This window comes from Shimia sp. R9_2, assembly GCF_017743735.1.
Classification (GTDB): domain Bacteria; phylum Pseudomonadota; class Alphaproteobacteria; order Rhodobacterales; family Rhodobacteraceae; genus Shimia.
The window spans coordinates 121,462-135,277 of sequence record NZ_JAGHRO010000006.1 but is presented as its reverse complement, the minus strand read 5'-3'; the positions used below and the strand labels follow the sequence as shown (position 1 = coordinate 135,277).

The following is a 13,816-nucleotide window of genomic DNA, read 5'->3' as shown; positions in this document are numbered from 1 at the left end:
GCGCGAGGGGGCTGGCCCCCTCAGCCTTCTTTCAATGGCTTAACTTTGAGTTCACTCGATCACGCGGGCTTCGTCGATCAACATCACAGGGATGCCTGCGCGGATCGGGAAGGCGAGACCAGCCGCGCGGGAGATCAGCTCCTGCTGTTCAGCGTCATATTCCAAAGTCCGCCCGGTCTGCGGGCAGACCAGCGCTTCCAGCATCCGGCGGTCAAATTTCGGGTCAAGCTGCGGCTCGGTTTGCGCATCCATCATTGTATCAAGTCCTCTCCGTCACCGCTGCGCAGTGCAAATTCCAAAAGTGTCACAAGGGTTTCGCGGCGCGTGGTCAGCGAAGGCGCCTCCAGCAGCGCCTGTTTGTCCTCTGCGCCAAACTCCAGAAGCATCGAAAGCGAGTTGATCAGCAACTCGTCATCCGCATCTTTGAGCGTGTCCCAGTCGGTCGACAGCTCGCGTTGGTCAAAATACCGCTTGAGCAGATCCATGAAGGCCGGGCGCTGAAAGCCCGGATCATTTTCCGTGCCGCCCAGATCGCGCTCAAAACCGTCCCATAGCACCTGACAGCGGCGGTAAGGCGCAAACCCTTCGACCTCCTGCAGCACCCGAAAGCGTGACACGCCCGAGAGGGTGATCAGATAGCGATTGTCGTCGGTCTCTGAAAACTGAGTGATGCGCCCGGCGCAGCCGATGGTGTGCAGGCCGGAGCCGTCCCGCCCCGGCACCTCGTTGGGCTGGATCATCCCGATCAGGCGCTCTGAGGTTTTGAGCGCGTCATCCAGCATCGCCAGATAGCGCGGTTCAAAGATGTGCAGCGGAAGGCGCGCGCGGGGCAACATCAGCGCCCCGGGCAAAGGAAACACCGCCAGCGTTTCCGGAAGGTCAGCGGCTTTGAACATGGCAGAAGCCTACTCTGGAACGCCTGATCCGCAAAGCGCGATCATGCAAAGATCAGCGAGCTCAGTTTACGACGCCCATTGAGCACCACAGGGTCATTGGCTGGAAGCGCCTCAAAGATGGTGAAGAGCTGGGCCTTGGCTGCGCCGTCGTTCCATTCGCGATCCCGACGGAACAGCTCCAGCAGCTCGGTCACAGCCTCTTCAACCTGATCGGCGGCATGCAGCGCCTGCGCCAGATCGAGGCGCGCCTGATGGTTGTCGGGATCCGCCTCCACAGCCGCACGCAGCTCTGCCACGGGGCCAGCGTTTTCTGCCTGACGGGCCAGTTCGATCTGGGCGCGCACCGCTTCGATTTCAGCGGCATCAGAGATGGCCTCCGGCGCGCCGTTGATCACAGCCTCAGCCTGATCGGTCTGGCCAAGCGCCAGATAGGCGCGCGCCATGCCCGCAAATGCGGCTGCGTTTTCAGGGTCTTGCTCGGCAATGGCGGCAAAGGTTTCTGCCGCAGAGGTGGCATCGCCCTCGCCCAGCATCTCTTCCGCTGCGGCCAGCGCATCGGCCAAGCCGCCATCCGGCATGGCGCCGCCACCGGCCTCCACCACGCGCGCCACAAAGGCGTCGATCTCGCTGGGCGGCAGCGCGCCCTGAAAACCGTCAACCGGCTGGCCTTGCCAGAAGGCATAGACGGTTGGGATGGATTGCACGCGCATCTGGCCTGCAATCATCTGGTTTTCATCCACATTGACCTTGGCCATTTTCACCGCGCCGCCCGCTGCGGTCACAGCCGCCTCAAGCGCCGGGCCGAGGGTTTTGCAGGGTCCGCACCAAGGCGCCCAGAAATCCACGATCACCGGCACGGTCATGGATGCATCCACAACATCGGCCATAAAAGTGGCTTCAGATACGTCTTTGATCAGATCACCATTTGCGGGCGCGGTCTGTGCGCCTCCGCCAAGAATATCCATCATCTTTTGTCTCCGTCTGGACCTTGCCCCCTATATGGCGAGATGCGGCGCAGAAACCAAGGGAGGAGTTGGTTTTGGCGCGCAGCAAAAGCGGGCAAAGTCGCGGGTGTTTTATAATGCCGCTTGCGTTTAACGTGAGGCAAAGGGATCGCTTTTCGCGTTCGACCGAAAGGGAGAGGCAGCGAACAAGCGATTCAAGTCAAACGCAAACGGCTATAGGTCGAAGGTGGCAAAGATCGGCGCGTGGTCTGACGGCTTTTCCCAGCCACGGGCCGCGCGCAGCACGCGGCTTGAATGCGCGGCGTTGGAAATATCTGGCGTGGCCCAGATGTGATCAAGCCTACGGCCCTTATCCGCCGCGTCCCAATCGCGCGCGCGATAGGACCACCAGCTGTAGAGCTTGCCCTCAGGGATGTCCTGCCGGGTGATGTCCACCCAGCCGCCCGCCTCCTGGGTTTCGGCAAGCTTTTCGACCTCAATCGGGGTGTGGCTCACCACTTTCAGAAGTTTCTTGTGATCCCAGACGTCATCTTCGCGCGGCGCAATGTTGAGATCGCCCACCATGATGGATTTGCTCATATCTTCGCGTTTGAAGTAGTCCCGCATGTCGGCAAGGTAGTCGAGCTTCTGGCCAAATTTCTCGTTTTGCTCCCGATCCGGCACATCGCCGCCCGCGGGTACGTAGAAATTGTGGACGGTCACGCCGTTTTCCAATCGCCCGGCAATGTGGCGGGCATGGCCGAGATCGGCAAAATCCTCACTGCCCGCCTCCTCCATTGGGATCTTGGAGAAGATCGCCACGCCGTTGTAGCCCTTCTGACCGCGCGCGACCATGTGGGTGTAGCCAAGGGCGGCAAAGCCTTCCATCGGAATCTTGTCCACGGGGCTTTTGCATTCCTGAAGGCAGAGCACGTCGGGGGCTTCTTCCTGCATCAGCTTTTGCACAATCGGCTCGCGCAGACGCACGGAGTTGATGTTCCAGGTGGCAAGCGTGAATGACATGGAGCTCTCCCTCAGATGTTTGACGCGACCCTACGCGGGCGGGCGGGTGCTGCCAATCCGAAAGCTGCGCCAAGAGAGAGGCGTCCAGACCCTAGACACAAAAAAAGGCCCGAGCCGGAGCCCGGGCCAGTCCAACAGGGAGGTTCATGTCATAACCCGGACATGGGCGGGAACTGTTTGGTCTTTGCAAATGGTGCGCGTTTCAAATTTGTCACCGAACCATTGTAACATATTTAGGGGCTGCCGTGGTTGTGCAAAGTCCCACGGCAATCCATCGGCGGTTTTATGCCACCAGCCGGTAACCGCCGCTTTCGGTGATCAGCAGCCGTGCGTTGGAGGGATCGGGCTCGATCTTCTGACGCAGACGGTAAATGTGGGTTTCCAGCGTGTGGGTGGTGACCCCCGCGTTATACCCCCAGACCTCGTGGAGCAGCACGTCGCGTGCCACAACACCTTCGGTTGCCCGGTAGAGGAACTTCAGGATGTTTGTCTCTTTCTCGGTCAGTCGGATCTTGCGATCATCCTCGGTGGTCAAGAGCTTCATGGACGGCTTGAACGTATATGGCCCAAGCTGGAAGACCGCGTCTTCAGATTGCTCATGCTGGCGCAGCTGCGCACGAATCCGCGCAAGCAGCACCGGGAACTTAAACGGCTTGGTCACATAGTCATTTGCGCCCGAATCAAGGCCCAGAATGGTGTCTGCGTCGCTGTCATGACCGGTCAGCATCAGGATTGGGCTTTTCACGCCCTGCTTGCGCATCAGGCGGCAGAGCTCGCGGCCGTCGGTGTCCGGCAGGCCTACATCCAGAATGATGATGTCATACAGGCCTTCTTTGACACGGCTCATGGCATCTGCGCCGTTGGCCGCTTCAAACACGTCAAAGTCTTCGGTCATCACCAACTGCTCAGACAGCGCCTCGCGCAGATCGTCATCATCGTCTACCAGCAGGATTTTTTTCAATTGCGCCATGTGCCGCCTCCTCGTTTGAATTGCTTGGTAGACGATTTGAGGTACCAATTCATTTACAACAAGATTTGCTGCAAAACTCTCACGCCCTCGTGTTTCAGCAGCGGCAAATGTTTCATATTGCTGCAAGGGACGCTACATGTGTGGCCCAACCAATTGAGAATCTCATGAGTTTTGCACCTGACATCATCGAACGACTGGCCCGCGCGCGTGCAGATCTGCGCATGGGGGTACCGATTGTTTTGACCGGAGGCGCTGTGCCTTTGCTGGTGCTGGCGGCAGAAACCCTGACCGATGCCCGTCTTGACGATGTGCGCGGGCTTTCCGAAGAGCCGCATCTGGTGATCACCGCGCGGCGCGCCGAAACCCTCAAGGCGCGGGCCTATGACGGCGATGTGGCGCGGATTTCGCTGCCAAAGGATGCAGGGCTGAAATGGGTTCAGAGCATTGCCGCCCCTGAGGATGACCTCAAAAGCCCGATGAAAGGGCCGCTGGCCACAGCGCGTGACGGGGATGCCGACCTGCACCGTGCCGCGGTGAAACTGGTGAAATCCGCGCAGCTTCTGCCCGCAGCTCTCACGGTGTCTTTGCCCGATGCGGCGCAATTCGCGCTCGATCATGGCCTCACGGTGATACCGGCACCCCTTGCTGCGCCACATCTCGCAGCGACTAGCCCGCTGCATCCGGTGGTGCATGCGCGCCTGCCCATGGCGGCGGCAGAGGCTGGGCGGCTGCATATTTTCCGCCCCGAAGATGGTGGCGCAGAACATTACGCAATCGAGATCGGACGCCCTGCCCGCGACAAGCCTGTGCTCGCCCGCCTGCATTCGGCCTGCTTCACCGGTGATGTGCTGGGCAGCCTGAAATGTGACTGCGGCCCGCAGCTGCACGCGGCGCTGGATCAGATGGGCATCGAGGGCGAAGGCGTCCTGCTTTACCTCAATCAAGAGGGGCGCGGCATCGGGCTCGCCAATAAGATGCGCGCCTATTCGCTTCAGGATCAGGGGTTTGACACGGTTGAGGCCAACCACCGCCTGGGCTTTGAGGATGATGAGCGCGATTTCCGCATTGGCGCAAAAATCCTGCAGGAGATGGGATTTGCCCAGGTGCGCCTGCTGACCAACAACCCGCGCAAGATCGACATGATGGAAAAGGCCGGTGTTTCCGTGGCCGAGCGTGTCGCGCTGAAAGTGGGCCAAAACGCCCACAACCAAGCCTATCTCGCCACCAAAGCCCATAAATCCGGCCATATGTTATGACCCCAAATGATCTGGTGCTGACCCCGCGCGGGGTGCGTTTCAAAGGCCGGTATTTCCCCTGCAGCATCGGCAAGGGCGGCCTCAGCGACACCAAGCGCGAGGGTGACGGGGCCACGCCCCGCGGGGTGCACAAAATCGCCGGCATGCTCTATCGCGCGGATCGCCTTGCGGAACCGCGCCCATGGGCGCTCCCGATTGGCAAAGACGATCTGTGGTGTGATGCACCGGATCACGCAGACTACAACCAGCAGGTGCGCGGGCCATTTGCCGCCAGCCACGAGGTAATGCGCCGCGCAGATCCGCTGTATGATCTGATCCTGATCACCGACTGGAACTGGCAAGAGGCCGTTTCGGGGCGCGGTTCAGCCATTTTCCTGCATCAATGGCGCCGCCCCGGCTATGCCACAGAGGGCTGCATCGCCTTTAGCCGCGCCGATCTGCACTGGATCGCCGCGCGGGTTTTCCCTGGCACGCGGGTGATTGTGCCCTAAGCACACGCATTCTCATTCCTGAAATATCCCCGCCGGAGGCATCCCACCTCATCGGACGGTCGTGCCTCATGTGGTCCGCGCGCCAAAGATGGCAGATCCCACGCGCACATGGGTCGCCCCAAGCGCCACCGCGCGCTCATAATCGCCGCTCATCCCCATGGACAGGCCCGCCAGATCATTGCGCTTGGCCAATTTGGCGAGCAGCGCGAAATGCAGCGCGGGCTCTTCATCCACCGGAGGGATGCACATCAGACCAACGATGGGCAAGTCCAACGCGCGGCATTCGGCAACGAAGGCGTCCGTGTCGGCAGGCAGAATGCCGGATTTCTGAGGCTCTTCGCCGGTGTTGACCTGAATAAACAGATCAGAACAGCGCCCCTCCTCCTGCGTCAGCCGCGCCAGCGTGTTGGCCAGCTTGGGACGGTCGAGCGAGTGGATGGCATCAAAAAGCCCCATCGCCTGTCGCGCTTTGTTGGTTTGCAGAGGCCCAAGCAGATGCACTTTGGCATCCGGGTAGGTCTCGCGAAACGCGGGCCATTTGCCGGCCGCTTCCTGCACCTGATTTTCTCCAAAAAGGCGGTGGCCCTGGGCCAACACCTCGGCGACGCGCTCGTCCGGCTGGCGTTTGCTCACGGCGATCAGCTGGGTGGCGCCAGAAGCCCGCCATGCGGAGGTTTCAGCTTTGGCGATGCGTTGAGTAATTTCGGTCAGCGACATGGGCGGCCTCTATCAATGGTATTGGGGCGCGACAAATCATGCTTTGGCACAAAAAGAAAGGGGCAGGCTCTTGCGAGCCCGCCCCAAAGACTTGGTGTCTATCAACTATTAGAAGTTGAAGACCACACCCAGGTCGCCAACGGTGTTGCCGGAAGCGTTGGATGCAACACCTGCGCCCAGGGAAACGCCGCCACCCAGGGAGTGGGAAACGCCAACACCGTATGCGGTGTCGTTTGCGTCGTTACCACCGGTGGAGATGTGCGCGTTCACGGAAGTTGCGGCGGAGATGGTGTAGGAACCGGAAGCACCGAATGCTACGTCGTCCATGTTGTCGTTGTCAGCAACCAGTACGGAGTAACCGAAGTCGCCGAAGGAACCGTCAACACCGATTGCCCACTGCTGGTTGTCTGCGTCGCTGTCGCCGAACATTACGCCAACGTTGTGTGCGCCGAAGTTGTAGCCGCCACCGATCTGCCAGTATGCGTCACCTGCGCCTGCACCGTTGGAACCAGTTTCCATGGAGTAGGAAGCAGAACCGGTGAAGTCACCTGCGGTGTAACGCAGTTTGATGGTCTGGTTGTCGTCGTCGCCGGAGCCTGCGAAACCGTTACGGTCGAAGCCGGAGAAGTTGGAAGTCTGACCGGAGATCGCGGTGTAACCGATTTCGAAGCCGGACCAGTTCAGGACGTCGCCGGAGTCGAATACGTCGGATACGGAACCAACGTCAACGCGGATGCCGCCGGTGGACACTGCGAAGCCAACGCCGCCAGGGCCAGTACCGTTAGAGCCGAAGCCGTCATCTTCTTGTGCTTGAAGACGGATACGGCCTTCGAACTTAACGCCACCATCGGTTTCGGTCAGACCGGTGATGTTCACACGGATACGGTGATCCAGGATGGTTTCGTCTGCCAGACCTTCGTCGTAAACCAGACCGAAGCGGCCTGCACCGCCGAAAGTTACGTCTGCTGCTGCAACGGATGCGGTTGCAACCAGAGCAGTAGAAGCGAAGAGAATCTTTTTCATGATTTTTCCCTCGGATTTCCAATTCATGCGCCCAACCCGGAGAATCCGTAATTGGGTATGTGGTAGTCTCTCGCTCTTTTGGGGGTATTTTGGCAAGCACAGCGCAAAGCTTTAAGAGATTGTAAGCCGACATGGTGCAGACATGCCACAGTCCTGCCACAACGCTCGATACTTCCTATATCGCATCGTTATTTCTCACCGCTGAAAAGCCCCTTACGCAAAGGCAAGTTTCACAGGAACGTACCAAGATACTAGACCATAACAGGCACTTTACCCCCAAGAGCCTTGCTCAACAGGCACAGCTTGGCTAGGACGGTTACAAACCACGTCTTGAGGCAGTTTTATGGAACTTCTACGTCGTCCCGTGCTTTTGGTTGCTCTTGTGGCGGCCACCACCCTGACCGCTTGCGGAAACCGCAATAATGGATCCGGCCTGTTGGGAGAAGTGCGTCCCGCAGATACTACAGCGGAAGAAGATACGCTCTGGGATGCCTTTGGACCAGACAATGCGGATCAGACGGTGCGCGTGAACAAGTATATTTGGGCGGCATCGCTTGAGGTTCTGGATTTCCTGCCGGTGCAGACGGTTGACCCCTTCAGCGGTGTGATTTCAACCGGATATGGCACGCCTCCGGGTGGTGGGCGCTCTTACCGGGCCACTGTGTTTGTGCGCGATGCGGCGCTTGATGCGCGTTCGCTGAATGTGGCGCTGCAATCCAATGGCGGTCGTGCGGTGCCTGAAAGCACGGCGCGTGCGGTGGAAGACGCGATTCTGACACGGGCGCGCCAGCTGCGGATTGAAGATAAGAAGATCTGACCCCGAGGCGAGATCTGAAAAACAAGAGCCGCAGCTTTCGCCGCGGCTTTTTTGTTTGCGACACGCCGGTCTTGGTAACCGCTCAGCGCACAACCCGGATCTTAGCTGCGCAAAGCCCCGGGGGCCATAGCGTGCAGCTTGTCGATCCAGGCCAGTTGCTCGGGCAAGCATTGCGTCTGCAGATCATAATGCGTGACGGCAAACTCTCTGGACGCCTTCCCCATCTGCGCGCGCATCTCGGGGTCCTCAAGCACGGTGCAGATTTCATCCACCATCTGTTCCTTCTCAAAGAATGGGAAAAGCCGGCCGGTTTCGCCATGGGTGATGACTTCGGCCACAGGGGCGGTGTCACTTGCCACAATCGGTGCGCCGATGGCCATGGCTTCCAGCAGCGACCAGCTGAGCACGAAGGGGTAGGTCAGATAGACATGTGCCCGGCTGATCTGCAGCATCGAAAGAAACTGATCATAGGGTACTTTGCCAAGGAAATGCACGCGCTCCCAATTGGGGGTCGGGATTTGGCCACGCACTTCATCGATGTAGATCTGCTTCCATGTCTGACCTTTCGGCGGAGCTGAGCCGTAGCTCACCTCATCCCCGCCAACGATCACGACCCGTGCGTTGGGGCGGCGCTTCAGCAGCTCCGGCAGCGCGCGCATAAAGACGTGGTAGCCGCGGTACGGCTCCAGATTGCGGTTCACAAAAGTGATCACCTCTTCCTCGCGGGACAATACGCTGCCGTCCGGAAGGGTGAGCTGCGCATCTGGATTGGGCCGCACGACCTCGGTGTCGATGCCATCGTGGATCACGCTGATGATCCCTTGGTACTCCTCCGGGAAGGTCGAGGCCTGAAAGCGGGTCGGGCTGATGCAGAGGTCGACAGATTGCCGATGTATCATATTGTTGAGGTTCTTCAGGCGCAGGCGGATGGAATCCGTGTCTGCATTGGCCTTGGGAAACTCCGGATCAAAGTCGGTATCCTGATCATTGAGCGAATAATAGAGCTCGCTATAGAGACCGATGCGCGCGGTTGGCCAGAGATCGCGCAGAAACATCGGCTCGCCCCAGCCGGGGTGCGCCACAATCACATCAGGCACGTAGCCTTCCTGATCACGTAGATTGCGCGCCGCAGCAAAACAGGCCTCTGCCCGCAGCACCTTGGTTTCAAAATCCACCAGCCACGGATGCAAGCCCTGAGAGGGTTTGCGCTTGATCCCGTAAGGGTAGATCTGAACACCCTTCCAATTTCCCGGCTCCGTGACACGTAGGGTGATGCAGCGCACGTCATGGCCACGCGCGGCCAGCTCTGGTGCAAGATGCTTAAACTGCCCAGGGAAATTCTGGTGAATGAAAAGGATCTTCAAACGAATGTACCTGTCAAAATTTTCTGTTTTGAACTGTATAACGTAGAAATCGGCGCTGAGAAGCCAAGCAGACGCCTAAAATGCGCCGCTTCTTGCTGGACCAAGGGCGCAGAGCGGCCTATCACCTTCCAAAACCCGCGCCACGTGTTTGGTGGCAGAGACCAGAATCAAAAAGGTGACACCCTATGTCGCGCTACAGCCCCGCCGAGATTGAAGCCCGCTGGCAGGAAGCCTGGGCCAAGACCGAGACTTTCAAAGCCGTTCGGGATGAAAGCAAGCCCAAGTATTACGTGCTTGAGATGTTCCCCTACCCGTCGGGCAAGCTGCATATGGGGCATGTGCGCAACTACACCATGGGTGACGTGATCGCGCGCTACAAAATTTCCACCGGGCACAATGTGCTGCATCCGATGGGCTTTGACGCCTTTGGTATGCCTGCGGAAAACGCGGCGATGGCGAGTGGCGGTCACCCCAAGGACTGGACCTATTCCAACATCGACACGATGGTGGAGCAGATGAAGCCGCTGGGCCTGTCGCTGGACTGGTCGCGAATGTTTGCAACCTGTGATGAGGATTACTACGGCCAGCAACAGGCGCTGTTCCTGGATTTCCTCGAAAAAGGCCTCGTCTACCGCAAGAACGCGGTGGTGAACTGGGACCCGGTCGACATGACCGTTCTGGCCAATGAACAGGTGGAAAACGGCCGTGGCTGGCGCTCTGGTGCGCTGGTGGAACGGCGCGAGCTGACCCAGTGGTTCTTCAAGATTTCGGACTATTCCGATGAGCTGCTGACCGCGCTGGACGGGCTGGAAAACTGGCCTGCGAAAGTGCGCCTGATGCAGGAAAACTGGATCGGCAAGTCGCGCGGGCTGGAATTTGGCTTTGAGCGTGTGGATGGCGGCGAGGCGATCACCGTTTACACCACCCGCCCCGACACGCTGATGGGCGCGTCTTTTGTGGGCATTTCCCCGGATCACCCGATTGCCAAAGAGCTTGAAGCCGCCAACCCTGAGGTTGCGGCATTTGTGGCGGAGTGCCGCAAGGGCGGGACCACGGAAGAGGCGATCGAAACCGCAGAGAAGCTGGGCTATGACACCGGCATTCGCGTGAAGCACCCGCTGAACCCGGATTGGGAGCTGCCAGTCTGGATCGCGAACTTCATCCTGATGGATTACGGCACCGGCGCGATTTTCGCCTGCCCGGCGCATGACCAGCGCGACCTTGATTTCTGCCGCAAGTATGACCTGCCGGTCACGGACACATTCTTTGCGCTTGGCAACGAGGTGCCGGTGGAAAACACCGCTTTTGTCCCCGGCAAAGAGGAAAAGGTGAAATGGGTGAACCATTTTGCCGGTCTGGAGGAGGCCACCGGCCAAGAGGCCATCGACACCACCATCGACTTTGCCGAGAGCGCAGGTTGGGGCAAAGGTGTGACCAACTTCCGCCTGCGCGACTGGGGCCTGTCCCGTCAGCGCTATTGGGGCTGCCCGATCCCGGTTGTGCATTGCGAAAGCTGTGGCGTGGTGCCTGAGAAGAAAGAGAACCTGCCGATTGCCCTGCCTTATGATGAGGACGGCAAGGCGATTGATTTCTCCGTACCCGGCAATCCGCTCGACCGTCACCCAAGCTGGCGCAACTGCAGCTGCCCGAATTGTGGCGCGCCTGCGCAGCGTGAAACAGACACCATGGACACCTTTGTGGACAGCTCCTGGTATTTTGCGCGCTTCACCGCGCCACAGGCGGACACGCCGACTTCTATGGAGGACGCGGCTTATTGGATGAACGTCGATCAGTATATCGGCGGCATTGAGCACGCGATTTTGCACCTGCTTTATTCGCGCTTCTTTGCGCGGGCGATGCACATCTGTGGCCACCTGCCCGAAAGCGCCAAAGAGCCGTTTGATGCGCTCTTCACCCAAGGCATGGTGACCCACGCGATCTATAAGAACGCCGAGCGCACCGATGACAATGGCCGCACGATTTACCACTACCCTGCGGAAGTGGAAGAGCGCGACGGCGGCACCTTTGTGAAAGAGACCGGTGAGGCGGTGGAGGTGACCCCCTCTGCCAAGATGTCCAAATCCAAAAACAACGTGGTGGATCCGGTGGACATCATCACGTCCTTTGGGGCCGATACAGCCCGCTGGTTTGTGCTGTCAGACAGCCCGCCTGAGCGCGATGTGGAATGGACGGCGTCTGGCGCGGAAGCGGCTTATAAGCACCTGAGCCGTGTACACCGTATTGCGAGCGAAGTGGCAGAGATGCCTGCGGGCGCGGGCAAAGACGATGAGACCCTGCTGCGCGAGATGCACAAGGCGATCCGTGATGTGACATTGGGTGTGGAAAGCTTTGGCTTTAACGCCTCCATCGCAAAACTCTATGCCTTCACCAACACGCTGGCGAAATCCAAAGCGGGGGGCGACGCGAAACGTGAAGCCACCAAGGCACTGGCACAGCTGATGTCACCGATGACACCGCACCTGTCTGAAGACATCTGGCAGATGCTGGGCGGCGAAGGCATGGTTGTGGATGCGGCCTGGCCTGTGGCCGATGAAGCGATGCTGGTTGAGGCAAATGTGACCCTGCCGATCCAGATCAACGGCAAACGCCGTGGCGAAATCACCGTGGCCAAAGACCTCGCAAAAGAAGAGGTTGAAAAACTGGCGCTGGCCCATGAAGCTGTGACACGTGCGCTGGATGGGGCCCAGCCCAAGAAATTGATCGTTGTCCCCGGTCGGATCGTGAATGTCGTCGTTTAACCGCCGCTCTTTTCTCCTGTCAGCCGCCGCCCTTGGCATCCCCTTGGGCGGCTGTGGCTTCACGCCGGTCTATGGGCCGGGGGGTGGCGGGCAGAACCTGCTCAACAATGTGTTGGTGGATGAGCCCAACGCCAATGAGAGCTTTCTTCTGGTGCGAGAGCTGGAAGACCGGCTGGGTCAGCCCAGTGTGAATGCCGAATACGGCCTGTCGCTGGCGCTTGATCTGTCAGAACGCGCGGTGGGGCGTACCGTGGCGCAGGAAACCGACCGCTTTGATGTGATCGGATCCGCCACCTATGCCCTGCGCGGGATCGACAGCAAAGAGGTGCGCACCTCAGGCAAGGTCTCCTCTTTTGTGAGCTATTCCGCCAGCGGCAGCACCGTTTCAGAACTGGCGGCGCGTCAGGATGCCTATGAGCGCCTGAGCGTTATTCTGGCGGACCGGATTGTGGCGGAACTTCAGGCGTTTGAGGCGGCTGCAGCCACATGAAAATGAGCGCGCGCGAGGCCAACCGGTATTTTGGCAAGCCGGAGCCGGATCGCACCGGTGTGCTGATTTTCGGGCCTGATGCGATGCGCGTGGCGTTGAAGCGCCAGGAGCTGATTGCCGCGCTGATTGGCCCGCAGGGCGAAGAAGAAATGCGCCTGACACGCATTCCCGGCGCGGAGCTGCGCAAAGACAAGGCGCGGCTGAATGATGCCATCAAAGAGGTGAGCTTCTTTCCCGGCCCGCGCGTGGCCTTTGTGGAGGATGCCACCGATGCCACCGCCCCTGCCATCCTGTCCGCGTTGGAAGACTGGGCGCCGGGTGATGCGCAGATTGTGATCACCGCGGGGCAGCTCAAGGCGAGCTCCAAAATCCGCAAGGCCTTTGAGGGGCACAACAATGCCTATGCGGTGGGGATCTATAATGATCCGCCCAGCCGCGAAGAGATTGAAGCTGATCTAAAGGCGGCCGGATTGCGTGACATTCAGGGGGAGGCGATGACCGATCTGGCCAACCTCGCCAAAGAGCTGGATCCGGGCGATTTCCGCCAGACCTGCGAGAAGCTCGCGCTCTACAAATTCAAAGATGACACCCCTGTCACCTCAGAAGATGTGATGGCCTGCGCGCCGGTTTCGACTGAGGCGGCGCTGGATGATGTTCTCAACATCGTGGCGGAAGGGCGCGCGCAGGAGCTGGGGCCGGTGTTGCGCAAGCTGGAGGCGCAGGGGGTGAACCCGGTTTTGTTGATCATCTCCGCGACCCGCCATTTTCGCGCGCTTTACAGCGCAGCCGCTGACCCCGGTGGTGCCTCGGCAGGCATTGCCAAGATGCGCCCGCCGATCTTTGGCCCGCGCCGTGACCGGATGACCCGTCAGGCCTCAGGCTGGGGGGCGGCAAAGCTCGAGCAGGCTCTGACCGGGCTGACGGACACCGACCTGCAGCTGCGCTCCGCCGGGCACCGCGCCCCTGAGATGGCATTGGTTGAGCGGCTGTTCCTGCGTCTTGCGATGCTGGCGCGGCGGTAACCTTCGCGACCACACGTCAGTTTGCCGCCACAGCGCTTGATTGC

General features: G+C 59.7%; 14 protein-coding genes. 6 read left to right on the top strand and 8 right to left on the bottom strand.

Features of this window, described 5'->3' with window-relative positions; translation table 11 throughout:
* Window positions 1-51 precede the first annotated feature (51 nt).
* From J7400_RS15035 to J7400_RS15015, 5 genes are all read right to left on the bottom strand, one after another.
* Window positions 52-252, bottom strand: coding sequence for a Trm112 family protein (locus J7400_RS15035; protein ID WP_209065005.1), 201 nt, complete (start codon window positions 250-252; stop codon window positions 52-54).
* Window positions 252-896, bottom strand: coding sequence for an LON peptidase substrate-binding domain-containing protein (locus tag J7400_RS15030; protein ID WP_209064744.1), 645 nt, complete (start codon window positions 894-896; stop codon window positions 252-254). The genes J7400_RS15035 and J7400_RS15030 overlap by 1 nt, the downstream gene beginning before the upstream one ends.
* A gap of 41 nt (window positions 897-937) precedes the next feature.
* Complete coding sequence (locus J7400_RS15025) at window positions 938-1,864, bottom strand: co-chaperone YbbN (RefSeq protein ID WP_209064742.1); 927 nt, start codon at window positions 1,862-1,864, stop codon at window positions 938-940.
* Between the two features lie 210 nt (window positions 1,865-2,074).
* A complete protein-coding gene (gene xth, locus J7400_RS15020; protein ID WP_209064740.1) occupies window positions 2,075-2,863 on the bottom strand; it encodes an exodeoxyribonuclease III in 789 nt (262 codons plus the stop codon).
* A 283-nt stretch (window positions 2,864-3,146) separates the two neighbouring features.
* On the bottom strand, window positions 3,147-3,833 hold the full coding sequence (locus J7400_RS15015) for a response regulator transcription factor (RefSeq protein ID WP_209064738.1): 687 nt from the start codon (window positions 3,831-3,833) through the stop codon (window positions 3,147-3,149).
* Between the two features lie 164 nt (window positions 3,834-3,997).
* On the opposite strand from J7400_RS15015, the gene ribA reads away from it, so the two are divergent.
* Window positions 3,998-5,089 carry a GTP cyclohydrolase II gene (gene ribA, locus J7400_RS15010; RefSeq protein WP_209064735.1) on the top strand — a complete coding sequence of 364 codons (1,092 nt, stop codon included), beginning with the start codon at window positions 3,998-4,000 and terminating at the stop codon, window positions 5,087-5,089.
* Entirely contained in the window at window positions 5,086-5,580 is a 495-nt protein-coding gene (locus tag J7400_RS15005; protein WP_209064733.1) for a L,D-transpeptidase family protein, read from the top strand. Before ribA ends, J7400_RS15005 begins: the two co-directional genes overlap by 4 nt.
* 66 nt (window positions 5,581-5,646) lie before the next feature.
* Here the strand turns inward: J7400_RS15005 and J7400_RS15000 are convergent, their stop codons facing one another.
* Window positions 5,647-6,297, bottom strand: a complete 651-nt coding sequence (locus tag J7400_RS15000) for a YggS family pyridoxal phosphate-dependent enzyme (protein ID WP_209064731.1) — start codon at window positions 6,295-6,297, stop codon at window positions 5,647-5,649.
* A gap of 108 nt (window positions 6,298-6,405) precedes the next feature.
* Window positions 6,406-7,320 (bottom strand): porin, encoded by a 915-nt coding sequence (locus J7400_RS14995; protein WP_209064729.1) that lies wholly within the window; start codon window positions 7,318-7,320, stop codon window positions 6,406-6,408.
* A 343-nt stretch (window positions 7,321-7,663) separates the two neighbouring features.
* Here J7400_RS14995 and J7400_RS14990 point away from each other — a divergent pair, with 343 nt between their 5' ends.
* Window positions 7,664-8,137 (top strand): DUF3576 domain-containing protein, encoded by a 474-nt coding sequence (locus J7400_RS14990; protein WP_209064727.1) that lies wholly within the window; start codon window positions 7,664-7,666, stop codon window positions 8,135-8,137.
* A gap of 101 nt (window positions 8,138-8,238) precedes the next feature.
* On the opposite strand, the gene J7400_RS14985 is transcribed toward J7400_RS14990, so the two are convergent.
* Complete coding sequence (locus J7400_RS14985) at window positions 8,239-9,501, bottom strand: glycosyltransferase family 4 protein (RefSeq protein ID WP_209064725.1); 1,263 nt, start codon at window positions 9,499-9,501, stop codon at window positions 8,239-8,241.
* A 185-nt stretch (window positions 9,502-9,686) separates the two neighbouring features.
* On the opposite strand from J7400_RS14985, the gene leuS reads away from it, so the two are divergent.
* Genes leuS through holA form a run of 3 tightly spaced genes read left to right on the top strand, consistent with a single transcriptional unit; the run spans window position 9,687 to window position 13,772 of the window.
* On the top strand, window positions 9,687-12,260 hold the full coding sequence (leuS, locus tag J7400_RS14980; protein ID WP_209064722.1) for a leucine--tRNA ligase: 2,574 nt from the start codon (window positions 9,687-9,689) through the stop codon (window positions 12,258-12,260).
* Complete coding sequence (gene lptE, locus J7400_RS14975; RefSeq protein ID WP_247738829.1) at window positions 12,247-12,750, top strand: LPS assembly lipoprotein LptE; 504 nt, start codon at window positions 12,247-12,249, stop codon at window positions 12,748-12,750. Before leuS ends, lptE begins: the two co-directional genes overlap by 14 nt.
* Window positions 12,747-13,772 carry a DNA polymerase III subunit delta gene (gene holA / locus J7400_RS14970; protein WP_209064720.1) on the top strand — a complete coding sequence of 342 codons (1,026 nt, stop codon included), beginning with the start codon at window positions 12,747-12,749 and terminating at the stop codon, window positions 13,770-13,772. Before lptE ends, holA begins: the two co-directional genes overlap by 4 nt.
* Window positions 13,773-13,816: the final 44 nt, after the last annotated feature.

What these genes read in the sequence shown, in the direction of transcription:
- J7400_RS15035 (WP_209065005.1), bottom strand. Translation starts at nt 252, where the DNA reads ATGGATGCGCAAACCGAGCCGCAGCTTGACCCGAAATTTGACCGCCGG.
- J7400_RS15030 (WP_209064744.1), bottom strand. Translation starts at nt 896, where the DNA reads ATGTTCAAAGCCGCTGACCTTCCGGAAACGCTGGCGGTGTTTCCTTTG.
- J7400_RS15025 (WP_209064742.1), bottom strand. Translation starts at nt 1,864, where the DNA reads ATGATGGATATTCTTGGCGGAGGCGCACAGACCGCGCCCGCAAATGGT.
- xth (WP_209064740.1), bottom strand. Translation starts at nt 2,863, where the DNA reads ATGTCATTCACGCTTGCCACCTGGAACATCAACTCCGTGCGTCTGCGC.
- J7400_RS15015 (WP_209064738.1), bottom strand. Translation starts at nt 3,833, where the DNA reads ATGGCGCAATTGAAAAAAATCCTGCTGGTAGACGATGATGACGATCTG.
- ribA (WP_209064735.1), top strand. Translation starts at nt 3,998, where the DNA reads ATGAGTTTTGCACCTGACATCATCGAACGACTGGCCCGCGCGCGTGCA.
- J7400_RS15005 (WP_209064733.1), top strand. Translation starts at nt 5,086, where the DNA reads ATGACCCCAAATGATCTGGTGCTGACCCCGCGCGGGGTGCGTTTCAAA.
- J7400_RS15000 (WP_209064731.1), bottom strand. Translation starts at nt 6,297, where the DNA reads ATGTCGCTGACCGAAATTACTCAACGCATCGCCAAAGCTGAAACCTCC.
- J7400_RS14995 (WP_209064729.1), bottom strand. Translation starts at nt 7,320, where the DNA reads ATGAAAAAGATTCTCTTCGCTTCTACTGCTCTGGTTGCAACCGCATCC.
- J7400_RS14990 (WP_209064727.1), top strand. Translation starts at nt 7,664, where the DNA reads ATGGAACTTCTACGTCGTCCCGTGCTTTTGGTTGCTCTTGTGGCGGCC.
- leuS (WP_209064722.1), top strand. Translation starts at nt 9,687, where the DNA reads ATGTCGCGCTACAGCCCCGCCGAGATTGAAGCCCGCTGGCAGGAAGCC.
- lptE (WP_247738829.1), top strand. Translation starts at nt 12,247, where the DNA reads ATGTCGTCGTTTAACCGCCGCTCTTTTCTCCTGTCAGCCGCCGCCCTT.
- holA (WP_209064720.1), top strand. Translation starts at nt 12,747, where the DNA reads ATGAAAATGAGCGCGCGCGAGGCCAACCGGTATTTTGGCAAGCCGGAG.